A 26,357-nucleotide genomic window follows, 5' to 3' on the forward strand; every position below is an offset into this window, starting at 1 on the left:
CAAACCTTTTTTGTTAAAAAATGAACCCTCGTTTCTCTATAAGTGCGTAATATTGTCGAAAGAAATATTACATAAAGCATAGAACAAAAATGGAAACGTATTTGGGCCTTGATTTGGGCGGTACTAAATTGTTGATAGGTGAAATAGATAACCGTGGAAACATCTTGAAATATAAGAAGTATGATTCCGGTTTTTTTAATCAACAGGCTGCATTGGAAATCATAAAGACATCACTTGATGATTACATTAAAACGGTTGGTTGGTATGACCAGAAACCGTTGGCAATGGGTGTAGGATTAATTGGTAGGGTAGACCCGGATGAAGGTGTCTGGTTACAGATTGATCCGAGTAGGACACAGCCGATAGTATTGGCTAAAGAACTGTCAGATTTATATGGTATGCCATGCCATATAGATAATGACGTAAAGAGTGCAACAAGAGCCGAACGTGTCTGGGGATTTGGACAAATATCCAAGAATTTTATTTATATGAATGTCGGTACTGGTATTGCAGTCGGTACGGTAATTAATGGTAGGCAGATACGTGGAAGTCATTTTAATGCAGGGGAAGTAGGGCATGTACGCGTTGGTGTGAATGTTGGTGTTAAATGTACTTGTGGACGTATGGACTGTGTTGAGGCAATAGCTTCGGGAATTGGCTTTGACCGTTGCGCCCGGCTTCTGTGTGAGGAGTATGAAACTAATCTACATATTCCGGCAGACAGAGGAGAAAGAATTCCCGTCAGCGAGATTTTTGCATTAAGTCAGAAAGGCGATCCTCTGTGCGAAAAACTGGTAGAGAACGGTTCGGCAGCTTTAGCTAACTTGATAATGAATTTGGTACGTATGACCGATCCGGATACTATTGTGCTAGGAGGTGGTGTGGTAGCCGATGGCTATATACATTCCAAAATTCTGGAACAACTAAATTCTACTACAATGCGGTTTGTCAGTAACGGAGTTGTTATTACAAAATTGAATCCTGATTTTATAGGCTTATTGGGTGCAGGTGCTGTAGCTATGAATATGTAACTTCTTCTTCTATTATGAAAATAACTGTTGCCAAAAACGAGAGAGAATTTGATTGTATTGCAGCTTGGCGTATTATCGGTGAGGTATTGAATAAGTATAATTGCGTTATCGGACTTTCAACAGGGCGTACTACGGGCAATCTTCATAGACTTGTCGGAGAAATATATATCCAATATCCGTTTGATGTTTCAGGTGTAACCTTCTTTGGATTGGATGAAGTAACAAATGTTCCGCGTGAGTATGCGGGTGCTTGTTATACTATGCTAAAAACAGAATTGATAGATACATTACACATCAAAGAAGAAAACTTCTTAATGTTACCTACTCAAGCAGATGACTTTGTGAAAGCTTGTAAAAACTTCCAGCTCGAAATAGAAAAACGCGGGGGAATTGATTTGCTGATTTTGGGGTTAGGGGAAAACGGACATTTAGGATTTAATCAACCCCAGTCACCTTTTGAAAGTGAAACATGGGTTACCCAGATGGACAATCGTCTGGAAGAACGTATTCGACGAGAGACTAATTCATCGCTCGAAATGCGGTTAGGAGGAGTAACATTGGGAATAAAGAATATTATGCAGGCTCGTAAGATCGTATTAGTAGCTAAAGGAGAGAATAAGGCAGAGATTGTAAAGAAGATGCTTGAAGGACCGGTAACTATTGATGTTCCGGCATCTGTCCTTCAGCTGCATCCTAATTGCGAGTTTTTGTTGGATGATACTTCGGCTGCGGCGCTAACCAATAGATAATTCGGTTCATTTATTTAATACTATGGTTTTATGACACAACAAGAAAAACAGGTAAATCACATAGGACCATTCATCACAATGGTATTCCTATTCTTGATAGTAGGTTTTCTGACCACTGCCAATACGCAGTTTCAAGGTCCGTTGAAAGCAACATTCCTTGCCGAAGTCGGAGGGTTGAAAAATACTTTCGCTACCTTGATTACTTTTTCCTGGTTTTTGGCTTATCCCGTTTGTGGCGGTATCGGTTCATCCTGGATTAGTAAATATGGTTATAAGGGAACCCTGATTCGTGGATTATTGGTGATGATAACAGGCTTGGGACTTTTTTTTGTTTCTTCCTATTTCACGGTTCACTACCCGGATGTCAACTGGGGAGTAAGTGGGAATGTGATACCTATCGGTTTTCTGATTTTCTTGGCAGGTTCTTTTGTGGTAGGTGCATCTGCCACTATTTTGCAAGTAGTCATTAATCCTTATCTTACTGCATGCCACGTAAAGGGAACTCAATCCATTCAACGCCTGGCTATAGGTGGCTCTGCCAACTCCGTGGGTACTACACTTGCTCCTTATTTTGTGACGGGTGTTGTATTTGGCGGTTTAGCAATGGAAGATATCAAAATTAATCAATTAATGATGCCGTTTTTAGTGTTAATGGTAGTCATTTCTTTGATTGTATTTCTATTGATAAAGTTATCTTTACCCGATATACAAGGGACGCGTGTAGAAAAAGGTGAAAAACTCGAAAAAAGCATCTGGTCTTTCAAACATTTGACTTTTGGGGTTTGCGCTATCTTTTTTTATGTAGGAGTGGAGGTATGTATAGGTGCCAATATCAATCTTTATGCTATTGAAATGAATTATGCCTCTCCTGCATTAATGGCTACTTTGTATTGGAGTGGTATGCTTGTAGGGCGTTTGGTGGGTAGTTCGTTGAGTAAAATTTCTCCTCGTGTACAATTGACGGTTACAACGATAGTAGCGGGAGTATTTGCTTTACTGGCCATTTTGTTTAATAATCCCTGGTTGCTTACAGCCGTTGGATTGTTCCATTCAATTATGTGGGGGGCAATTTTTACTCTGTCCGTAGCTCATTTGGGGAAATATACATCGATTGCTTCCGGAGTATTTATGATTGGAGTAGTGGGCGGAGCTATATTACCCTTGTTACAAGGAGTATTGGCAGACATTTTGGGTAGTTGGAGATGGTCCTGGCTTATTGTTCTTTTGGGAGAAATGTTTATGTTGTATTATGCTTTGATAGGTTCACGTATTCGTCAATTTGCTGATTAAATAAAATTATACTTATGAAGAAACTGAAAATTATCATGATGGCTGTATTGGCAATATTTGTTTCATACGGCAGTGCGCAGACCAAAAGTATCTTGAGTGAAAAAGTTATTGTGGCTTATGTAACTTCTTGGAGTCAGGTTATACCGAATCCTGAATACATGACACATATTAATTATGCTTTTGGACACGTTAGTGAGACATTTAACGGTGTAGGGATAGCCAATGAAACACGTTTGCGTCGGATCGTTGAATTAAAAAAACAGAAGCCGGAATTGAAAGTCATGTTGTCTATCGGTGGTTGGGGAAGTGGTCGTTTTAGTGAGATGGCAGCTGATGAAAATTATCGTAAATCTTTTGCTAAAGATTGCCAACGTGTAGTAAAAGAGTATGGGTTGGATGGTATAGATATTGACTGGGAATATCCTACTAGTTCTGCCGCTGATATTTCTTCTTCACCGGATGATACCAAGAACTTTACTTTCTTGATGCGTGATATCCGGAAAGCTATCGGTAAGAAAAAATTACTTACTCTTGCTACAGTGGCTTCGGCTGAATATATTGATTTTAAAGCAATTTTGCCCTATATCGATTTTGTTAATATCATGTCTTATGATATGGGAACTGCTCCCAAACACCATGCTGCTCTTTATTCCTCGGACAACAGTGGATGGATGACTGCTTCCAAAGCAGTTGAGGCTCATCTAACAGCAGGTATTCCTGCTTCCAAATTGGTGATGGGGATACCTTTCTATGGCCGTGGTGGAAAAAAATATCCTAATTTTCAGGATTTTAATAAGATAGATACTTCGGATAAGCGATTTACTCAAGAATGGGATGAAGTGGCAAAAGTTCCATATTTGGCTGATGAGAAGGGTACTCTTGTTTTTGGTTTTGAAAATCCCCGTTCGCTTGCAATCAAATGTCAATATGTATTGGATAATAACTTACTGGGAGGTATGTATTGGGACTATGCAGGTGATAATTTTCAAGGGGATATGAGCCGTACGCTCTATGAAAGTTTAATTCAATATAAGAAAGGAAAGATTGCTACTCGTCGGGTATTGGTGCTGACAGAACGCGGTGGACAACATGGAGGCTTTACGGATGCTGGTTTACAATGGCTCAATGAAGAAAGTGAGAAGTTGAACTTTGAAGTAACGGAAATCAATAATACAAAACCGATAACAGAAGAATATCTCAAGCAATTCCATTTGATCATTCAACTCGACTTCCCGCCTTATACTTGGAGTAACGAGGCTCAAGAGGCTTTCATTAATTATATTGATAAAGGTTATGGTGGCTGGATTGGTTTTCATCATGCTACTTTGTTGGGAGAGTTTGATGGATATCCCTTATGGCAATGGTTCTCGAATTTTATGGGTGGTATCCGTTTCAAAAGCTATATAGCACCGCTTGCCGATGGTGTAGCTGTGGTAGAAGATCCGCAACATCCGGTGATGCAAGGGATACCCGATACATTTGTAATTCCTGATGATGAATGGTACACCTATGATAAAAGTCCACGTCCCAATGTGCATGTCTTGGCACATGTGGATGAATACAGTTACCAACCGGCTTCTGATATAAAAATGGGTGATCATCCTATAATTTGGATAAATCCGTATAAGAAAGCACGGAATGTTTATTTCCAAATAGGACATAGCTCGAAGTTATATCAGACAGAAGCTTTCACCCAAATGTTCCATAATGCGATACAATGGGTATTGGATAAGTAATAATTAGATTTAGCTATCTTTTTCTGATGTAAATTTTGTGGGTTACTCTTCCGGAAGTTTATATTCTCATTTCCGGTTGAGTAATCCACGCTTCTATTTATTATTTGTTAATAGTTTTGTTGGTTGAATAACATATATCTCCAAAATGTATTACGATATTTCATATTTATTGTTTGGAGACCGGATGAACCTTTTTGAAGTAATTCTGAATATTCTTTGTATTCGGTTTGCTTTTGTCTACTGATGTCATAGTGGCTTAAAATTTCAGGATATTTGTCGGAAAGCATTAGTAGGGCTTCTGCATAGTGAGTAGGAATAGCCTTTTCTTCAGACCAATAAGTTCGGAACATACTATAGAAAGAATCCAGTTCTTTTTCTAATAATAAACAACAGAGTAGATAGTTAAGTGCACGTTGATCTGTACAGTCTAATTCTAATAAATAGAGTGCTGTTACTGATAATTTGGCATTGATAAAAAATACTCTGTGTGGTATATCCGGTTGGGTAGTCTGTTGTAGAAAGATATTACGAGTTCTGATAAATTTTTTGTGACAAGTGCTATGTGAAAGTATATTTAGATAGAATTTGGCTTGTCTAATGTCTCCTTTTTGCATGTACCAGTCTACCAAACGCCGTGTGGCTGCAAAAGTCATGTCACCGGAAACTCCAGCCTGATTTTCTTGAAAAGCGAATCGTATCGCCTCATTAGGTAATCCTAAATTCCAATAAAATAGAGAATTGAAACGATATGGGACAGAACCTTGTGTATCAAATAAAAAATCTTTTTCATTTCTTATTGGAAAGTGAAACAGGTATTCGCCCAATAGTTCTTTTTCGCTAAGTGCTAACAGGAAATAGCGGAACTGTACTTCTCTTATTGGCTGTATGTCATTGGGAATTTCTTTTAGTATTACATCCCATTGATGGTTGACAGCGGCGTGCTCTATCCGTTGCATCTTTTCAAAGTATAGGCGATTGGGGTTATACAACAAATTGTGTATAACTAACAATATACAGATGATGGGAACAGAATATTCACAAATCTTTAATAGGTATTTATTATCTGTTTGGGGGATATGAGTAATAATAGGAACTTTTCGTATCAATAGGCTGATTATAGCCAATATCCAAATAATGATAACCCATGTTATGGAAAACTCAATACCTACTTTCTCTGTTTGCTGTATGGCAAATATATAAGATGGAATAAAGGATATCCAAAGCCATTTTCGGTTACCTAATAACCGATAAAATATTATATCACAAGCTGCTAAAACGAATAGAACGAAGATCGTCTGTAGAATTGCACCTACCCAGTGGTATTGATAGAATTGTGCGATATAGTTACCGATTATTTTGATAAAATCTGTAGGTAATGAATGATATTTATAGAAATAGTCGGGAATATTAGCATAGAAAGTGGTTTCTTCGAGATGTTGGATTGTATGAGGATAACAAATATACCAGAGCCCGAATAGGATACCAGCCAAAAGTAACCGGAATAGAATAATCTTTTTCATAATGTTAGTAATTATACTTAAATTTAATCTCACCTTTTACAAAGTCAGGGACATTATATGACTGTATACGTGTCCAGTTGTCTTCCGGATTTTTTTGTGGAAGTAGGAATGGCTTTCCTATTTGTCCATTTTTACTGAAATGTGCGATATATAACCGTGTATGTCTTCCGTCCATTCGGCGGCTGGTAAAGAGAATCCATCGTCCGTTGGATGACCAGGAATGAAAACTTTCAGCTTCCGGACTATTCAGAATATTGGTATTTAATTCTTTATTTTCTTTTAAATCTATAATTTTAAGATCTGCTTCCGAATGCCATATGGGGAAAGTACCATAAGCTGCTTCCGAATAAAGCAGATAACGTCCGTCTGCCGAAACGCGTGGATGAGATGCACTACCATGGCGTTTTTTCGGATTGTATAGTGTATCAATTTGTTGTCCAAATGTTCCGTCATCCGCTGAGAAATTAACACATAAAATAGCATATTTCACGTTGGTACATTTTACAGGAATATTTTCTTCCGGGGTTGCTGAACAGAAATAAAGTGTTTTTCCGTCAGGACTCCATGTGGGAAAGGTTTCCCAATTATTTGATTGGTTAAAACGTGTATCTGTCAGAACCTGCTGCTTTTCTGAATCATAAAGTAGTAAATCAGAACTACTGTCATATACTTCTATGGCTTTTTTCCCTCTATTATAGAATGATTGCAAGGTCATGTTGGACGAGAATAGTATCCATCTTCCATTGGGATGCCAAGCTGGATAGACACCATGTTGGTGCTTTCCCATTTTACTTAGGTCTATTTTTTGAACTATTCCATTCTTTACGATAATAGTTCCCCCTTCTTTTCCACGTTCATGGAAAAGAAACATATCAGACGAATTTTTGCAAGAAGAGTGACAGTTAAAGCATTTCAATGTGTTCTTATGATTGTCTACTATGGTTTTCTCTTTGAAGGATGACAGCTCACGTTGATAAATTCCCATGTGATTCCATGGCTCGTAGCCGGGGTCAATCAGACGGTAAACAATGTATGGGTCGATGAGGTCATTACTGATATTTATTTCAAAAGGTTTGTAAATGATACCCTGCGGATATTGGGGACTCCAGATAGAAACGGTAACGCAAAGTGTATTACCTATTTGATTATTCATTAGTTGTTTCCACTTCTTCTCTGGAATATTAAGTCTTTTTCCCCCTGATACAGTTAACAATGGAGTCCCATTGAGAGTTGTAAATTCAACTTTGATATTATTAGCCTTTTCTACCCGGAAATTTAAGGGAGCAATATTTGCAGGAATGGTCACAAAGGTGTAGTCAGGGAAAATCTTCGGATATTCCATTGATTTCTCAATAGTATTGCTATGGCTGTTGGAACATGCTGAAATTATAAAAAACGACCAATAATAGATCAGTATAAAAGGAATGTGTTTCATGATAGATAAGGGTTCTAATAAAATGAAAACAAGAGTGAGTCCGGTTTTATACCGGACACACTCTTCAGATTTAGTGTCAAACTAACTGTTACTTATCCTTCACGCCCAGGGATGGGAGTATAGTTTTTGATAATAGGTATGGAACGATTACCATATATATCAATGGTATATATTTCAAAAGTATAACTTTGCAGTAATAATCCACTGAGAGTATACTCTGTTTTCATACCGACTTCTACACTTTCGGACTTCGTACTTGATTCTTTATAAACAATCTCTACAGATTTTATACGATCTGTTTTTGGAAAAGTCCAAGTGAGTGTTAATGAACCCGCTTCCGGTGATATGGCATTTACCTCGGTCACTGCTGGTGAATAAGTGGGATGTTCATCCCGATAGTCTTTATAGTTCTCGTCCATACCTTCGCAAGATATGTTGATTAATACTGTAAAAGAGCATAATATAAAATATATAACTTTTTTCATAATGTTCCTCCTTTTAATCTAATTCTTCTTCGATAATACCACCATAAAATGTGATTTCTGAGAGTCCGGAACAACTACCTTTACTGGTATCCCAATTAGACGTAAATCGTATCCTTATATAACGTACTTCCGGTGACATAGTATCCAGTTCCCATAAATGTCCTTCCAATGCTGCGTCGTATGAAGCTTGGTTGGGCATCCATGTCGTCCAGTCGGCTTTTTGTTCAAATGAATATACTGTTCTGTTTTCACGAACAGGAAGTGGCCCTTGGTCAGTATTTGTCGCGATATCGCAATCTTGTATCAAGAACCATTCTTGTGTATTCATTGAACCAAAAACTTTGAATGATTTAAGATTTTCAGGTTCATAGTAAAAATAATCCTTACTTGTACCATCTGTAGACCAATGTTGGGCATAATTACTCCAACCATACCAATGGGCACGTTGCCATGCTCTGATACGGGAGATATTAATTGTTTGGTGTAAGTCGATAACAATATCCATTTGGTCTGTATCCCATGGCCAAGAGTTTCCATATTCGCCTTTTTCTGTTCCCGCATAACTTTGGTCATAGGAACCGGATGCGTCAGTAATTACCTCCTTTATATCCTTATTGTCTATTACACCGTCAAAAATAGCTCTGTTCGTATTTTCCCATTTTTCTTTCAGTGTAGTTTGGTCGTCAACCAATGTCCAAATATAGGTTCTGTAACCGTTTTCATCATCTATATATTTGGGAATGGTTACTTCTTCCTTGATATCATATTCTATTTGGGACGACTCGGTTGTTTTATTTCCCATCATGTCTTCTACAGTAAAACTGAATTTATGGACACCTGGGGTAATGCCACGAACTTTGACTTTGGCTGTTTCTTTAGCTGAACTCAGATAACGTGTTTTTATATCGTCACCATCCGTATAATTCAGCGTTATGTATACAGCTTTTCCGCCGGCACCATTATCTTCACCAGAAGGATTGGTCCATCGTAACTCTACACCTCCTACAATCTCAATAATTTGAAGATTGTCATTGATAATGTTAATATATGATCGTCCAGGTTTTATTTTGATTGTTTCTACCGGAGATTCTTTTCCTTCTTTATCGATTGCGGATATAGCTACCGGATATTCTTTCGCTTCGTCTGCCAATCCACTGATTTCAATTTTATTATCATAAATACTTACTACATTGAAGACGTCTTTGCCTAACGAATTGGTATAGGCTGCTTTCACATAGAGAAGTTCATTACTGTTTGGAGCTGTAAAAGTAATGATTGCTCCACCACTGATAGGTGTCCAGTTTATGTTTGTCACAGCTCCTAAACTTGAGATGTTATCATCATCTTTACAACTTGCCAAGCAAAGTAACAGTACTGGCAAGAATAAAGTTAATCGTTTTAAATAATCTATTTTCATATTCATATTATTTTAATAAATCATTTTTAATATCCGGGGTTTTGTACCAGGTTTGTATTGTTCACCAATTCTTTAGTGGCGATAGGCCAGAGATAATTACGTTGGGTAAATACATGAAGCATGTTTTTCAGTTCTTGTATTTGATAAAAACCTTCGGCGGTACTCGAGTTGGCATTCCATGTTCTGATAACTGAGTTGAATATATCTCCCTTTAACCAACGGCGCACATCATCGTTACGATAGCCTTCGAATGATAACTCAATAGTACGTTCCTGATGAATAATTTCACGCATACCTTCCTGAGTTTTATAGTAATCAGGGTGTTTTTTAGCTTTAGCCCATGCCTCCTCGATATCTGGAACTCCAGAACGTCTGCGTATTTCATTCAGATAGAATAATACATCACTCTGCTTTTCTGTTCCGTAAGCTTCATTTAAGGCTTCTGCATAACTTAAATAAAGTTCCCCCAAACGAATAATGGGCCATGCGTAAAGAACGTAACTGGAATTAGTTCCCTTGCTGTCTGGATGAACTACTTTTCTCAAAAAATAACCTAGACTGAAATCAATGTCATTTTCTTTGGGCCGTCCATTACTTTCCTTAAAACGGAATTTTAAGTCATAAATTTGACCATATCCTCGTACTCTGGAGCGGTCGAAACCGATAGAAGCATAGAAACGTGGTTCACGATTCATATGTATTTTCACTGTTTGTTCACCGGGGATTGCTACGTCGGCATCCGCATCGGTAATAGTGGTGAGTTCATAACGGTTATCATAATCGAAGTCAGGATCCTCATCCATTGGAAGACCGTTCTTGGTATAGAAAAACTCTGCTGCGTTCATGGAAGGACTAAACCATTGCCATGCATCACCGGTACTTGATTCGTCTTTATGTTTGAAATTTACGGAACGTTGTATATAATGCCAATCCTGACTGCCGTATGCTCCTTTATTTGATATCCGTGAAAGTCCCCATATTAATTCTTCATTCCACTTATCTACCATCATATATTGATAGTTATACATATAAGGTAGCCGGTCTGGATCACTTTTTATGTATTCTGTATCATATTCCGGGTAGCTATCTGTATATTTATATAGTTTACTACCTGTTCCTTCTGCGGCATCAATGGCTTCTTTTAATGCTGTGGCAGCATTTACCCATTTTTGATGCTCTGCTTGTGTATCACCTGATGGAAATAGCTTGACACCATCTTTATCGGTAAAACCAGCATACATCGGATTATTATTGAACAGAGGGCTGGCAGCATATAATAATACTTTGGCTTTAAGACCTTTAGCTATCACTTGGTCGATACGTCCCAATTCTGTAGCACTTGTAACTTTAGTAGGTAATGCTTCGATGCTTTCATCTAATAGCGAAACGATATAATTTACCACATCATCTACCGGCTGACGTTTCGGCATGGCTGCTTCACCTTCTGCATCAATAGGGATATTTTCTTTAATCAAGGGTATAGGACCATATTGGGAGAATAACATGAAATGATAGTAGGCTTTTAAGAATTTTACTTCTGCGCTCCAACGACTGATTTCACTTTGTGTCATATCCGGTACACGCTGGATATTTTCTAGGAATTCATTGCAGATACGAATAGGGACGAAAAATGATTTATCAGCGGGAGATAAAGCTTTCCAGTTATCTACAGCGTCATTCCAATACCCTAAGACTGGATAATCTGCATTTAATTGTCCAAGAACAACTTGTTTACCTGGAGTTACACGATCAAGATTCATGATCATTTCATCGGATGCACCGATCATACCATAGGTGTTGTCATAAACTGGAATGTAATGGTAACAGGTGGCAAGTGCCCGATAAGCCGATTCTTTACGATCAAAAAGTAAGGATATTTCCTGTGTTTTATCTGGAACCACATCCAGGTAATCCGCACATCCACTGCTCATAATAGCTAGCAATGAGATGAATGTATATTTTATTAATTTTTTCATATTACTTATGCATATCTTTAAAATGAAACATTTATGCCGACATTATAAATACGTTGTGTCGGATAACCGATACCGTATCCTCCCATTTCGGGATCCCACATTTTGAATTTACTGAAACAAAGCAGATTGTTTCCTGAGAAGAAAAGACGAGCTTGGTTTAGTCCCCATTTGCGAATAGTCTTTTCTGGTATGGAAATACCGAATTCAAGAGTCTTTAGGCGTAAGAAAGAACCGTCACGTAACCACCATGTGGAAGTTTTATTATTATTAGCGATGGAACGGGTTGATAAACGAGGCCAAAAAGCATTAGGATTGGGATTGGATTCTGACCAATAGTCATCAGCTACAATTTGGAGTGCATTACGATAATTGGTGAATGGTTCGATGCTACTCGGGTCTATGAAAAATGATGAACGTGCTGATCCTTGAAAAAAGAAAGAAAAATCAAAAATTTTATAACCGGTAGAGATACCGAAACCATAGATGATTTCCGGAGTATCAGGAAAACCTATGGCAACTTGATCTTTTTCATCAATCTTACCATCTTTATTGATGTCTACATATTTGATATCACCTGGCATTACGTCGTCCGATGCCTCTACATATGGACTGTCTGATAATTTTGCGTCAAATTGAACAGGAGAGTTACGAATGTCTTCTTTGTCGATAAACAGACGTTCAGCAACGTATCCCCATTTTTGATTTAGAGAGTAACCGGTTTTGTTTCTCCAGGGTTCTTGATATTTAATGTCACCACCTTCTACATATTCACTGGTAGCCCAAGTGTAATTAAAACGACCGGAAATCCACCAGTCTTTATTTATACTCCAGTTTAGGTCTACTGAGGTGTCTATACCATGTGATTTTGCTTTACCGATATTCCCCTTAATAGCTGCCGTTGTACCTGTAGTATATGGAACTGATTCGCGAGTTTGATAAATATCGCTACGTCTCTCGGTAAAGTACTCAAATTGGACATTAAAGATATCCAGCAGATTTATTTCAATACCATAGTTGGCTTTTTTTGCTATTTCCCAACCGATTTCTGCATTAGCATATCGGTTTATTGAATATCCATTATATCCATTTCCAAAATCAGAACCGAAAGCATAACCATAATCACCATTGTTTGTGTTAACATCTGAAAGATAGAAAAAACGGTCAGATGCTGCAGAGATTGCATCGTTACCGACCAATCCATAACTTCCTTTGAATTTAAGGGTTGGAATAATTTTCTTGAAACTTGACGGATAGAATTTTTCATTAGAAACAATCCAACCTAAACCGACAGAAGGGAAGAAACCGAAACGATGTTTAATGGCGAACTTCTCAGAACCGTTATAACCGAAATTACCCTCAATGAAATAACGGCCATCATATCCATAAGTTAAACGACCGGAAAGGCCTAAATTGCGAGAGGGTAAAGTTGCATAAGCATTGTCATTACTAATAGTATTCAGTGATTCTTTCATCTGGCCAACTAATAGGGCGCCGATATCATGTTTTTCACCGAATATTCGATTGTATTGTAAAGCTGCTTCAAAATAAAAACTACTGGTTGCTGTACTCGTGGAGGCCGGATCTCCTAATGTTTCAGAACCTTCAGTCAGTTGGGTTAATGAATATTGAGTCCCCAATTCTGTAGTAGATGCTGATAAGCCATAGTAGAAGGGTGTCATGGTACGAGTGTTTGTGTTTTGTCCATAAGATTGGAATGAAGCTAAACCGCGTAGTTTCAAACCCTCCGTAATCATTTTTAAATCTTGTTCCAATTGGAACTGTGCGTTAGTATTGGAGGTGAAACGATCTTTGTAACCAGATACAAGCTGAGCATAGGGGTTGGGATACTGAGCCTGACCGGTATTTCCAAACAAGATATGGTTGGCATAATAATAACTTTTGTCAATACTCTTGTCATAGGTCTTGGCAAAATTGACTGGATTAGCACGCATGATGGCATCAAAGATACTACTAGTTTCAGCTGATGGACCGTTGTAGCGTTCAAGTAAAGAGTATACCTTTACGGAACCTTTTGTCGTTTTAGTCAAGTTGACATCAATATTGGCTCGAATATTATAACGATTGATACTGATATTGTTGTTAAAATTATTAAGCTTATCAACTTTCATCAAACCGTTTTCATTGGTATAAGCTACAGAAAGATAGTACTGGGCAACTTCACCACCACCAGATGCTGTTACAGTGGCTTTAGTATTGATAGCTTGATCTTTGAACAACTCACCATACCAATCTACATTGGGATAGTACATCGGATTATTTCCTAAACGAGTATTTTCTATTTTTTCTTTAGAATAAGTAGGGGTAGCTTCCGGGTTACGTGCACGTTCTGCTATATTATATAATTCCATGTAAGATACACCATCTAGATATTCTTGTATTTTGGTAGGAGTGGATATAGATGTTTCTACACGGGCTGTAATTCTGATTTTACCTTTCTGACCGGATTTGGTGGTTACTAAGATTACGCCATTGGCACCACGTGCACCGTACAAAGCTGTTGCAGTCGCATCTTTCATAATTGAAAAACTGGCAATATTTTCTGGTTCCAAACGTGCCAAGTCTTCAGAGGATACTTCCAGGCCATCAATTAGGATAAGTGGAGAACTTGCATAACCATTGGTGGTAACACCACGAACAAAGAATTCTGCATTATCCCGACCGGGTTCGCCAGAACGTTGATAGGAAATCAAGCCTGCAACACGACCGGCAAGAGCGGTTGTTAAATTAGATTGTGGTACCTTCAAGTCTTTGGGAGTAACGGTCTGGATAGCACCGATAACACTTTCTTTTTTCTGTTTCTGGAAAGCCACGATAACAGTCTCTTCCAGTTCGGTTGCAGATTCTTCCATGATGACATCTAATGTTGATTTGTTGCCAACACGGAACGTTTGTGTTTTGTAGCCAATATAAGTAAAGAAAATGGAGTCATTAGCTGCAAGACCGGATACGGCATACTTTCCATCAATATTGGTGATGACGCCTTTACTTTCTTTTCCTTTGGCATAGACATTGACACCCGGCAACGGAGTTCCGTCTACATCCACTACAAGTCCTCTAACAACTTGTGTCTGTGCTAATGTCGAGAGATGCGGGCTGAGTAGCATACAAGACAGAAGTACAAAAAAAACTTTTTTAATCATTGTAGTTAAATTTAAGTGAAACAAAAATTAGTTCTAATAACATCATAATATATTGAACCTATTGACTTGGCATTGAAGAGAATATTGTGATATTCATAGTATTTCTTTGTTATATTATATATGATTGCAATATTCTTGAAAAAAATGTGAAGGGAAGTTGAATATCTGTTATAAAGGGTTTGATTTTCGTTTATGAATATAAAAAAAGATGAAAATTAAACCTTTTTCGGATGAACTTTAAACCTCGTGAACTAAAAAAAGTACCTTACTTTGTTGGGATAGTAAGGTACTTTAGAAAAAATAGCTATAAAAATACAATGAAAGAATATATATAGATGCTATTGGTCTTTATTTGTTTCCTTTAAATTCATTAATATAAACCCTATTGTCATGATAAGTATTGTAGGTACTTTTCCCGATGCCGTTCAATATGTAGTTGAACCCTTTTAAACCTCCACCGGAAAGTGTATTATTACAGATATGGTACATCTTTATCCCTATTTTATCAGGTACTTCTACCGAATTTTCTATCATGATGTCGCGATGGAGAACGTCATAAATCCCAAAAGCTGTACCCTCGTGTATATTGACACTATCAGCCACCTTATAAGCCGCATATCCAGGACGGGTATTATTCTCACTCATATAATGTTTCTGTGAAGGAGCGTCGTACGGTGTTTCGCATTGATAGAAATAGGTTCGACCATATTCTCCCGTCCAATAGGTTTGATATTCTTGGAAGTGCTCGTTGAATAACCCATAGATCGTGACATGGTTACCATTGACTACTAAACCATTCTTGGCTGTATTAATTTCCCATCCTACACTACCATGAACGCCATGATCAGCTCTCCATATCCAAAAATGGTCACCGATAACATCATTACTATTGATTTCTACTGTATGGTCAACGTGTACTTTAGCTGGACGGAAACCTCCAATTCTGAAAAATAAGTCGGCAAGCAAAGTAGGGTTTTCTATGTGCCTGTCAAACTCCTCTTTATTACCGATTTGAATCAAGGTGTTTGAAGTATAGTGAGCATCGAACAAGATAGAAGCGACGCTTACTCCGTCTACATTGTTTATCCGGATTGCTGTGTCTGAATTTTCTGCTCCGGGAATCAATGTTGCCCATCCGATACCGAGTATGATTGTATTGGGATGGATGACATGTAATGGTTCGGAAAGTTCATACATGCCAGGAGTAATGAGCAGATGTTTTTTGTTTTTAAGTTGCCGATTCATTTCTGTTGCGGAGACTCCGGGTTTTACTACATAGAAAGAGTCCAACAAGTCAATAATATCTCCTTTACCCATGTCGGTTCGACTGTAAGATACACCTAGGCAATCTCGCCTTAGAGCAGGACGGAAGACTTTATATCTACCGTCTGTATCTATAAAAAGAAAAGGCTTTTCACGAATGATTGGGGTTGTTGGAATGAAAGTTACATTTCCACCTTTGTCCCAATTATTTTTATAGGTATCTTTATCTACTTCAGAACCTAGTTCAACACCTTGGAAGCAATAGTTATACTTAATTTCTTCAAATTTTCCACGTCCTTTGTTCAAATAAGAGTTACGAGTATACCATTGTTGCTGGTTCTTGGAACCGGCAGCTGCATCAAAATAGCAATCAGCAGTGAAACCACCACTTACCCAACCGTTTTCCCATTGATTACGTACAATACGTTGGGAATAAACACGACGGATAGGAGCCGCTTGCGAGACAGCCCATTTGAATGTTTGTTCTTCATCATACGTTTCCGGACCTATGACTGCCATATTTTCCATGGAACGCCAAAAAGTGCAAGTACCGTTTCCGTTCCGTAAATGAGGCGGAGTGTGTACATTATAAATCTCGACTTCGTACGGAGTTCTGCCTAGTCCGGCAAGGTGCACGTAGAAAGGTATTTTCAGTAATCCGGCTTCTTGATAGTTTCCGGGTTTGAATAGAAGAGCGTAACGGTCGGGACTGAATTCCTTACCAAACATTGCTTCGTGAATACCGTTGACATCATTTCCTATACTTTGTTTATCGTCCATATCATTATATATATGTACATTTTCGCCGAAGAGTTCAATATCCATACCCATTAGGGCTAACAGGTTGCCTGCATCGTCTATTATCTGATAATAATAGCTGTATGGGTTTTCTTTTACTTTTTTATCTATAAAGGTTGTTGAAGAGGTTTTCCCGATTATTGTATATTCACCAAATCTTCCGATTGCCCTTTTAACGATATATTTTCCAGAAGAAGTTTGGGAAACTTTTGAACTGAAATCAAGAACTATATTACCGTTTTTGATTTCAACCTCTTTGGCTTGGAGTGTTACGATTGTCAAAATACCACATACTAGTAGTATTGTTTTTATAAACTTCATCATATTATTTGTTATTTAAGGAAAGGATCACCATTCTTGTCAGTACTTACCACCCATCGGAAGGCATTTACGAGCAATAAGTTTTGGGTTGCGTCGATAAATTCTTCATCGCCATGTCCCATGTTCAGGTAAATCATTCTGTAATTCTTGTTGGTCCATACAATGGGGAAATCACCAAAGTTCACTACATCTTTGATACCTAACGGATAATTTCGGGGAGAAATAGAAAGTAAAACTTCTACATCCTTATTTTCTCTTGGACTGGGATTCCATTGGTACCATTCACTTGTAGGAGCGACAAATGAGGTTGGTAAGTTTTTGGTGACAGGGTGTTCTGTATTATCAACTTCAACCAATACGGGTTGAGGGGGCCAGTTGTTACAATAAAACACTCCGCCACCGAGAAACTTAACGAACCAAGGCCAATTTGTATTTTTGTCATTATAGGCAGCGGCATGGAAGCCTACCCAACCACCGCCATTCTCCATATATTTCTCAAATGTTTCTCTTTCCGATTTCCCCATAGGATATCCGTCTAACATTATCACAACACTATATTCTTTCAGTTTTTCATAAGGATATTCGGATAAGTCAGTTGTAATGTCAAGTTTGAATCCTTCACCATAATTCAATTTCTTGAAAAATTCTATAGATTGCAGAGAAAATTGCACATGTGCTTCTTCTGCATGATTGGTGTAATAAATTAGTGCTTTGAAGCGTGGAAAGCGCGCATAGTTGGCAGGATAACCTTGCGGCACTTGTGCATTTACAAATAATGTACATATTGTAAATAACAGAATAAGACAGATTTTGATGATTTTCATAGTATTCTATTTTTTAATTAATAATTCATTTAATATTCAGCGATAAGAGACAACCACTTACCGGCAGATGTAACCCAAACCTCTTTGTAACAGGCATTGTTGGTTTGTGGCCAATAAGGAATATCCCCATTACCCAAGGTCCGGATACCGACCGGCATTTCTCCTGTCATTTCTCCGGAAGAGAAACTGTTCATTTGTGGGTAATTATGCCCTTCTCCATAGATAAGTGATTGCCCAAATGGATTTTTGCCTACAGTCCAATATAATTGTTCAAGACCGATATTTAGTAGTTCTTTATCATTTAGAAAATTGCCACAGATTGCTGCGGACTTTCCGGTAGAAAGATGTACGGCGGTATTACCATTGAAAATGTTGAACCAAATAGGGAAACGTTTAATATAATGTTCTTTGTCTAACTTTATTCCACGATTTAGTTGTTCTGTATAAAGTTCTTTTGCATGGGGGGGTGGAAAAAGGTGAAGAGCATAAAAGCCGGTTGAGTCTTTGTATTCTTCAGCATGATATACCCCGCTTGGTATCATTCCGTATGGATAGGTATATTTCATCAAGCCTTTCAGATACTCACCATAAAGCTGTATGGAGTTGGTCCATTTATGATAATCCGGATGTCCTTTTTGCGTTTCACACAACAATACCATTGCTTGCATATAAATTTGCTCGCGTGATTGATGTATATAATGTACGATAGATTTTTTTGACTTATTGCGATAGAAGAAACCTCGCGTATTGTCTTTATCTTCCAACGGTTCTGTACGTTGGCAATCCAGGGTATATCGGATATATTCAGCTGCAATATCTGCATAATAACGTTTGCTCGTCAATTTGTAAAGTTGACTGGCTGTCCACGATATGGTAGCCATATATTGACTTTCGGAAGTGTTATAACTGTGTTCGTATGGTTGGATAAATTTATCAAAGCCATCTTTTTTGAATTTATTCATAGCAAACATAAAATCCTCTTCAGCAACTTTTTGCAGATATTCCTGTAGCATCGGATCTTGACTCAGGGTCATAGAAGCATAAGCTTCATATCCGGCATACAAAAAATTGTCGAATGCCATGTTCTGTACACGTACCGAAGAAATGTCGTCCAAAGTATTGAATATACCATCTTGCCAAATAAGAAGTCCCATACTACTGGCGCGATAACCATCACCATAACGATTTTTCAGAATAAATTCCAGACCCCATTCGGCCTCTTCCCGCAAACGGGCGGCAAGGGCAGGATTTTTATCTTTCAGTTTATTGTATGCTTCAAGTAGGGAGAATGTAACGTCTCCTGTTTGAAGTGTTTGTTGTGATAAATCACCTGCATCGTGCCATCCTCCTGCGTATGAAATTCTGCGCCCATTGTGCTTGGACATCAAGTCGATGTGGCAAGTAGCGTGTTTACCCGGTACAGGATATCCACACCGCTGGCAGAAAATAAAGTTCAGTACTTTCCATTGTGAATTTTCCCAGATACGTTCTCCAATGCGGAAAGCGGGGGTTATTGTATCACCTACCTTTAATTGGTACATTCCGGAATGATTAAAAGGAGTAAAGTCTATATATCCGAATTCACCGATACTCGTTTGTATATCCTTAATTTCGCCTTCATAGACAATCTGCCTGTTTCTTGAGTTTAACAATTGAAAATGCTTACTGTTATATAGAGGGTAGTTTGTGTTGACAATAGCGGTTTTACGATGATTAATTGGATATCCTGTGGTAGAATATATGATTTTTCCATCAGCAGGTATCCAACCGCTCACTTTTTCGGGATTTTTCACTGTTTGCAATTGCAGACTATCAATATAATAAATGGCCGAATCACCCGTGGTACGGTCTTTTCCTTTTGAAACTGTACTAAAGCTGATTTCCATTACTTTATCGCGTTGGTATTCATCAATCTCGAGGAAACATTGATTCCATTTCTTGTTCACGAGGTTAATTAAGTGAGAACCGGAAGGCTGATTATACCCCCTTTTGACAGGTGTATTAGCGTTTACAAAGGTTAGGTTCATATTAACGACACGTGTACCGTCACAATCAGGATAAATAGAGAATGCAATCCGGTTATATTTTTCCAGATTGGCTCCATTTAGATAATAGGAAACACTACCGTTACCATAGGTGGCATAGTCTGGATCTGAAGGTGAACCGACAGCTCTTTTACCCGTATAAGTTGGAATTTGAAGTTTTAGACTTCCGGAAGATACGAGGGGAACACTCTGTAATATTTCTTTTTTCCATCCATTGGTTTCAAAAGAGTTTTCAGTATTCAAAGGTAAGGGCTGATGTATCAATCCACTTTCCAGTATCTGTTTTTCCAAACAGCTATCTTGAGTTAAACGGAGTTGTCCGAGTAAAAAGGTATTACTTACTGATAGCAGATATAGAATTAATAATGTCTTTTTCATATTATTCATCTCATATTAGCCTTTTGTCGCTGATGCAAGGATAACCAATATTTATCAGAATAAGGTTTGATAATTGCCATAAATGTTCTAAAAAACGTCAAAACAGACCGATTTGATGGAATATAAACCTTATGATGATATTTTTTTAACCAGTTTATTTTCTTATAAATTATTTCATTATCTTCGTTCTATTCTGCTCCTGTAATCTTAATGATTTGACATTTTATTGTTGTTCAATCAAAATATTGGCTGTAAATGTAGGTTTATTGAAAAGTTTTATTATATTTGCAGTGTCATTCGTTGACATTTTGCTCGGATAATTTTAAGCCAATAAGGTAATAACCTTTAAAACGTAATATTATGAATATCGAACGTATCATGGCCTCTTTAGAGGCAAAGCATCCCGGCGAGTCTGAATATCTTCAAGCCGTAAAGGAAGTACTTCTTTCCATCGAAGATATATACAATCAACATCCTGAGTTCGAGAAAGCTAAGATTATAGAACGGTTGGTAGAACCTGATCGTATTTTTACTTTCCGTGTTACGTGGGTAGACGATAAGGGTGAGGTACAGACGAATTTGGGTTATCGTGTACAGTTCAATAACGCCATTGGTCCATATAAAGGCGGTATACGTTTCCATGCTTCGGTAAATCTTTCTATTCTGAAGTTCTTAGGTTTTGAACAAACCTTTAAGAATGCTCTTACTACCCTTCCTATGGGTGGCGGTAAAGGTGGTTCCGATTTCTCCCCACGTGGTAAGAGCGATGCGGAGATTATGCGTTTCTGTCAGGCTTTTATGTTGGAATTATGGCGTCATCTCGGTCCTGATATGGATGTCCCTGCCGGTGATATCGGTGTAGGTGGCCGTGAAGTAGGTTATATGTTTGGTATGTATAAAAAGTTGACCCGTGAATTTACAGGTACTTTTACTGGTAAAGGCTTGGAATTTGGTGGTTCATTGATTCGTCCTGAAGCAACTGGTTTCGGTGGATTGTACTTCGTTAATCAAATGTTACAGACAAAAGGTTTGGATATTAAAGGTATGACCGTTGCCATTTCCGGTTTTGGAAATGTAGCGTGGGGTGCTGCAACCAAAGCTACAGAATTAGGTGCTAAAGTGGTTACGATATCCGGTCCCGACGGTTACATTTATGATCCGAATGGCATCAGTGGTGAAAAGATAGATTATATGTTGGAACTTCGTTCTTCTGGTAACGATATCGTGGCTCCGTATGCTGATAAGTTTCCCGGTTCCACATTTGTTTCCGGCAAACGTCCGTGGGAGATTTCTGCCGATATAGCATTACCATGTGCTACACAAAATGAATTGAATGGCGAAGATGCCCGTCAATTAATTAGTCATAAAGTGAAATGTGTAGGCGAGATCTCTAACATGGGATGTACTCCTGAGGCTATCGACCTCTTTATTGAGAACAAGATAATGTATGCACCGGGTAAAGCTGTAAATGCAGGGGGTGTAGCAACTTCTGGTTTGGAAATGTCACAGAATGCCATGCATCTCAGTTGGAGTGCGGTCGAAGTGGACGAGAAACTTCATGCCATTATGCACGGTATTCATGCCCAGTGTGTGAAATATGGAACGGAACCTGACGGTTACATCAACTATGTGAAGGGGGCTAACATTGCCGGTTTCATGAAGGTTGCTCACGCGATGATGGGTCAGGGAATTATCTAAAAGAAACTTTGTTTAGTTGTATTTGTATTTGTGGTTTGTGCTGCCCGCGTCTGTGAAGGTATGGGCAGTACTTTTTTTAATTCTTCCGTCTTTATTTTTTATTAAAAAGGTTGTACCTTTGTATCTCGATTATTAATAATAAAACAGAGATGTTACAACCAGAATTGAAACAGAGACGCGATAAAATACGTGTCCTCATGGCTCAGCAAGAGATTGATGCCGCTCTTATTACTTGCAATGTAAATTTAATCTATACGTATGGACGCGTTGTCAGCGGTTATTTATACCTGCCATTGAATGCACCGGCACGTTTATTCATTAAACGGCCCAATAATATTGAAGGTGAACATATCCATGCTATCCGTAAACCCGAACAACTTCCCGAACTTTTGAAGGAATGTGGACTCTCGCTCCCGACTAAACTGATGTTGGAAGGAGATGAACTTTCATTTACCGAGTACAATCGTCTTGCTGCTTGTTTTCCGGAGACAGAGATAGTATCCTGTGGCACTGTTCTTATCCGTCAGGCAAGAACGGTGAAGACTGACATGGAAATTGAGATGTTGCGTCGTTCGGGAGCTGCCCATACCCAAGCCTACGAGCAGATACCTTCTGTTTATCAGCCTGGAATGACTGATCGCCAATTATCTATTGAGATTGAAAGGTTGATGCGCCTGGAAGGGTGCTTGGGCATTTTTCGTGTGTTCGGTCAAAGTATGGAAATATTCATGGGAAGTCTTTTGGCGGGTGATAATGCGGCTGTACCTTCCCCTTACGACTTTGCCTTGGGAGGTGAGGGGCTGGATCCGTCACTTCCGGGTGGTGTAAATGGTACTTTGTTACAAGCCGGACAAAGTATAATGGTAGATATGGGAGGAAACTTTTACGGATATATGGGTGATATGAGCCGTGTGTTCTCCATTGGTAAATTACCGGAAAAAGCGTATGTTGCTCATCAGACTTGTTTGGAAATACAGAATGCAGTTGTAGAAATGGCAAAACCGGGCATTGTTTGTGAAGACCTTTATAATACAGCCATTAAGATCGTAGATAAAGCCGGATTTGCAGACTATTTTATGGGAGTAGGGCAGAAAGCTAAATTCATTGGTCATGGCATCGGATTGGAAATTAATGAGATGCCGGTATTGGCTCCCCGAATGAAGCAGGAACTCGAACCTGGTATGGTATTTGCTTTAGAACCGAAGATCGTATTGCCGGGTATAGGTCCTGTCGGCATTGAAAACTCGTGGGCTGTAACAGCTACGGGACTGGAGAAACTGACGCTGTGTAAAGAGGAGATTGTAGAGTTGTGAGGAATGAGACTATAAATGAAAATTCAGGGGCGTTACGTCCCTGAATTTTCATTTATTTCACCCTCCTGTTCAACTGGTTATTCGCTTTGGCTGGTTTTGATTTACCAATTCTTTTTCCCGTAGGTTTTGCTTTACCTGTTCGTTGGGTAGGTATTTGTTTTTTTTTAGAGTCCCTCATAGTATTCATCTAAATAATAACGGGCAATGAAGTCCCAATTTTTATGTAATACTTCTTTCCCATTCGTATAAGCAAATTGTACTTCCGGCAAAACATTCTTCATCATTCCATATTTTAATAAATCGATCGGACATAAACCCGGACGGCAGAAAAGCTCATAACCATTAACTTTTGTACGTTCAGCATCATACAGGGGGTTATGAGGTTCACAGAAATAGGCGGCAACATTAGGAGCCACCAATATTCCTTTAGCATTGGCATAAACTATGAACTCGCTGTTTCCTTTCAAATCGGGAAGGAGGGAAGAAGGCTTGTTTTCCCATTTCAACACATTCACGAAGAACTTACATAAGTCCTGATAGGTCGCAAAATACAGTAACGGTTTCCCGTCATTATATTCCAAACAATGTTCCACATCTCTTTTCAGTTTTGTTCCCGGAGTTATTTCAGGTAACGGAGTGACAGGAATTTCTAAAAGATTTGGTTCCATAACCCACATGATGGAGGATGGAATTTCACAGATGGGAGCTTCTTCAAAAGTCTCATCCATCAGTTTGTATACCGAGCTGCTCAACTCTGTTAATTTATTATCAAAAGGATTGTGGATAGTATACGATCCGCCTTTCCGGAGCACAGGATGGGACTTCAAAGTCCATAATACGAACGCAATATCTTCTGTATTTATTTCATCTGCGACATATTCATCGGATAATGAATAGAAAGGCAGATGTGTTTTATATAAAGCATAATATGCATCCGAGAAAGATTTCCAACCGCCTTTCTGGGCAATTGCATCTTGAAAGTATAAGCAGAGCGATAAGGCTGCTCCAACTTGTTCTTTGTCTGTGATAAATAAGCCCGATGCCTTTATAATAGGCAAAAGTCTTATGGCAAAATTTAAGTACCACAAATCGGATGGTAAAACCTGGCTACGTTTATTCATCCTTAGCCATTGTTTCATTTGTATAGGGACTATTCTCATCGTTTCTTCCGGTTAATATTTCATTAAATTTATATCAAATAAAAACCTAAAGTCTTTTTAACGCCAGTTTGATGACTTGCTCTACCGGGGCATTGGGCTCTTCTTTCAATATACTCAATACCACTTTCTGTGATGGTGCTTGTGCAAAGCCCAGCATGGTGAGGGCTGATATGGCCTCTTCTTGTACTTGTGCATTGGCAAGGGAGGTCATATTGCCCATTGTTACACCGTCGGCCGACATGCCTCCGGTTTTTATCTTGTCTTTTAAATCAACAATGATGCGTTGTGCCGTTTTCAGTCCGATACCTTTCACCGTTTTTAATAAAGTGACATTTTCAGTACTGATGACATTTATTAATTCAGAAGGTGATAATGCCGATAAAATCATTCGTGCTGTATTACCACCGATACCTGATACGGAAATCAGTAATAAGAACAACTCACGTTCTTGTTTATCTACAAAACCATAAAGAATATAGGCATCTTCACGTATGGCTTCGTAAATATACAGTTTACAATCTTTTTTCCCTTGTATAGCAGCATAAGTATTCAGGGAAATATTGACGGCATATCCCAATCCGTTACAATCTATAATCGCGGTAGCCGGACTCAGTTCAGCAATTCCGCCTTTGATATATTCTATCATACTTTCACTTTACTACTTTGTTACTTTCTGCTGGCGAATGTAAGCATTATTATTGAACTATCACTCACTAAAAAAAGAAAAAACTCTGTGAAACTCTGTGCTACTCTGTGGCGAAAGTGAATTAAAATGCTTACTTTTGTGCCGATAAACTAGAAAGTTGATAATTAAAATCGATAAAAGAATGAAAAAAGTAAGAGCTGCCATCATAGGTTATGGCAATATCGGACATTTTGTACTCGAAGCTTTACAAGCTGCTCCCGACTTTGAAATAGCCGGTGTAGTACGTCGTGCAGGTGCTGAAAACCGTCCTGCCGAATTGAGCGATTATCCTGTCGTTAAAGATATTAAGGAATTGGAAGCCGTAGATGTGGCAATTCTTTGTACACCTACCCGTAGCGTCGAGAAATATGCAAAGGAAATACTCGCATTGGGCATTCATACTGTAGATAGCTTTGATATTCATACCGGTATCAAGGATTTGCGTCGTACATTGGATGCTGAAGCAAAGAAAAATAATACCGTATCTGTTATTTCCGCCGGCTGGGATCCGGGGAGCGATTCTATCGTCCGCACTCTACTGGAAGCAATTGCTCCTAAAGGTATCACTTATACCAATTTCGGTCCGGGCATGAGTATGGGGCATACCGTTGCCGTGAAAGCTGTCGAAGGAGTGAAGGCGGCTCTTTCCATGACCATTCCTACCGGGACAGGTATCCACCGTCGTATGGTTTACATCGAACTGAAAGACGGTTATGAGTTTGACAAAGTGGCCGCTGCCATCAAGGCTGATCCTTACTTTGTGAATGATGAAACGCATGTGAAACTTGTTCCCAGTGTGGATGCCTTGCTTGATATGGGACACGGCGTGAACCTGACACGCAAAGGTGTATCCGGTAAGACACAAAATCAACTTTTTGAATTCAATATGCGCATCAACAATCCCGCGCTTACCGCACAAGTGCTGGTATGTGTGGCTCGTGCCGCCATGCGTCAGCAGCCGGGCTGCTATACAATGGTAGAAATCCCGGTGATCGATCTCCTGCCGGGTGACCGTGAAGAGTGGATAGGACATTTGGTATAAGGGAGAAGAACACACCCTTCATTACAGAAT

Annotated in this window: 18 protein-coding genes; 7 read left to right on the forward strand and 11 right to left on the reverse strand. The window is 38.7% G+C overall.

Features of this window, described 5'->3' with window-relative positions:
* The first annotated feature begins 89 nt into the window (after window positions 1-89).
* From DXC10_RS08135 to DXC10_RS08150, 4 genes are read left to right on the forward strand one after another with little or no spacing between them, the layout of a single operon-like run.
* A complete protein-coding gene (locus tag DXC10_RS08135; RefSeq protein ID WP_101544075.1) occupies window positions 90-1,031 on the forward strand; it encodes an ROK family protein in 942 nt (313 codons plus the stop codon).
* Between the two features lie 14 nt (window positions 1,032-1,045).
* Window positions 1,046-1,780, forward strand: a complete 735-nt coding sequence (locus tag DXC10_RS08140) for a 6-phosphogluconolactonase (RefSeq protein ID WP_117737657.1) — start codon at window positions 1,046-1,048, stop codon at window positions 1,778-1,780.
* A 30-nt stretch (window positions 1,781-1,810) separates the two neighbouring features.
* On the forward strand, window positions 1,811-3,070 hold the full coding sequence (locus DXC10_RS08145) for an MFS transporter (protein ID WP_117737658.1): 1,260 nt from the start codon (window positions 1,811-1,813) through the stop codon (window positions 3,068-3,070).
* 14 nt (window positions 3,071-3,084) lie between these two features.
* Window positions 3,085-4,806, forward strand: coding sequence for a glycosyl hydrolase family 18 protein (locus tag DXC10_RS08150; RefSeq protein ID WP_117737659.1), 1,722 nt, complete (start codon window positions 3,085-3,087; stop codon window positions 4,804-4,806).
* Window positions 4,807-4,913: 107 nt separating this feature from the next.
* Here DXC10_RS08150 and DXC10_RS08155 read toward each other — a convergent pair whose 3' ends face one another.
* From DXC10_RS08155 to DXC10_RS08195, 9 genes are all read right to left on the reverse strand, one after another.
* The gene (locus DXC10_RS08155; protein WP_145998983.1) at window positions 4,914-6,326 is read right to left on the reverse strand and encodes a DUF6057 family protein; all 1,413 of its coding nucleotides are present in this window, start codon (window positions 6,324-6,326) and stop codon (window positions 4,914-4,916) included.
* A 4-nt stretch (window positions 6,327-6,330) separates the two neighbouring features.
* On the reverse strand, window positions 6,331-7,668 hold the full coding sequence (locus DXC10_RS16315) for a PD40 domain-containing protein (RefSeq protein ID WP_158557827.1): 1,338 nt from the start codon (window positions 7,666-7,668) through the stop codon (window positions 6,331-6,333).
* A 185-nt stretch (window positions 7,669-7,853) separates the two neighbouring features.
* Window positions 7,854-8,246 carry a DUF4998 domain-containing protein gene (locus tag DXC10_RS08165; protein WP_117737661.1) on the reverse strand — a complete coding sequence of 131 codons (393 nt, stop codon included), beginning with the start codon at window positions 8,244-8,246 and terminating at the stop codon, window positions 7,854-7,856.
* A gap of 13 nt (window positions 8,247-8,259) precedes the next feature.
* Entirely contained in the window at window positions 8,260-9,669 is a 1,410-nt protein-coding gene (locus tag DXC10_RS08170) for a DUF4959 domain-containing protein (RefSeq protein ID WP_101544093.1), read from the reverse strand.
* A gap of 20 nt (window positions 9,670-9,689) precedes the next feature.
* The gene (locus tag DXC10_RS08175; protein ID WP_117737662.1) at window positions 9,690-11,639 is read right to left on the reverse strand and encodes a RagB/SusD family nutrient uptake outer membrane protein; all 1,950 of its coding nucleotides are present in this window, start codon (window positions 11,637-11,639) and stop codon (window positions 9,690-9,692) included.
* 17 nt (window positions 11,640-11,656) lie between these two features.
* Entirely contained in the window at window positions 11,657-14,800 is a 3,144-nt protein-coding gene (locus DXC10_RS08180) for a TonB-dependent receptor (RefSeq protein WP_233519895.1), read from the reverse strand.
* 348 nt (window positions 14,801-15,148) lie between these two features.
* A complete protein-coding gene (locus tag DXC10_RS08185) occupies window positions 15,149-17,185 on the reverse strand; it encodes a glycoside hydrolase family 16 (protein ID WP_233519896.1) in 2,037 nt (678 codons plus the stop codon).
* 8 nt (window positions 17,186-17,193) lie between these two features.
* Complete coding sequence (locus DXC10_RS08190) at window positions 17,194-18,006, reverse strand: ThuA domain-containing protein (RefSeq protein ID WP_117737663.1); 813 nt, start codon at window positions 18,004-18,006, stop codon at window positions 17,194-17,196.
* Between the two features lie 29 nt (window positions 18,007-18,035).
* Window positions 18,036-20,429 carry a glycoside hydrolase family 9 protein gene (locus DXC10_RS08195; protein WP_117737685.1) on the reverse strand — a complete coding sequence of 798 codons (2,394 nt, stop codon included), beginning with the start codon at window positions 20,427-20,429 and terminating at the stop codon, window positions 18,036-18,038.
* Window positions 20,430-20,789: 360 nt separating this feature from the next.
* Between DXC10_RS08195 and gdhA the strand changes: the two genes are divergently transcribed.
* Together gdhA and DXC10_RS08205 are read left to right on the forward strand one after the other, a co-directional pair.
* Complete coding sequence (gene gdhA, locus DXC10_RS08200) at window positions 20,790-22,127, forward strand: NADP-specific glutamate dehydrogenase (protein ID WP_101544101.1); 1,338 nt, start codon at window positions 20,790-20,792, stop codon at window positions 22,125-22,127.
* A 149-nt stretch (window positions 22,128-22,276) separates the two neighbouring features.
* Window positions 22,277-23,440 (forward strand): Xaa-Pro peptidase family protein, encoded by a 1,164-nt coding sequence (locus DXC10_RS08205; RefSeq protein ID WP_101544104.1) that lies wholly within the window; start codon window positions 22,277-22,279, stop codon window positions 23,438-23,440.
* Window positions 23,441-23,604: 164 nt separating this feature from the next.
* Here the strand turns inward: DXC10_RS08205 and DXC10_RS08210 are convergent, their stop codons facing one another.
* Together DXC10_RS08210 and ruvA are read right to left on the reverse strand one after the other, a co-directional pair.
* Window positions 23,605-24,600 carry a DUF3843 family protein gene (locus DXC10_RS08210; protein WP_101544106.1) on the reverse strand — a complete coding sequence of 332 codons (996 nt, stop codon included), beginning with the start codon at window positions 24,598-24,600 and terminating at the stop codon, window positions 23,605-23,607.
* Window positions 24,601-24,646: 46 nt separating this feature from the next.
* Entirely contained in the window at window positions 24,647-25,246 is a 600-nt protein-coding gene (gene ruvA / locus DXC10_RS08215) for a Holliday junction branch migration protein RuvA (protein ID WP_101544109.1), read from the reverse strand.
* 181 nt (window positions 25,247-25,427) lie between these two features.
* Between ruvA and DXC10_RS08225 the strand changes: the two genes are divergently transcribed.
* The gene (locus DXC10_RS08225; protein WP_117737664.1) at window positions 25,428-26,327 is read left to right on the forward strand and encodes a diaminopimelate dehydrogenase; all 900 of its coding nucleotides are present in this window, start codon (window positions 25,428-25,430) and stop codon (window positions 26,325-26,327) included.
* Window positions 26,328-26,357: the final 30 nt, after the last annotated feature.

Source organism: Bacteroides sp. OM08-11 (assembly GCF_003438665.1).
Lineage (GTDB): Bacteria > Bacteroidota > Bacteroidia > Bacteroidales > Bacteroidaceae > Bacteroides > Bacteroides cutis.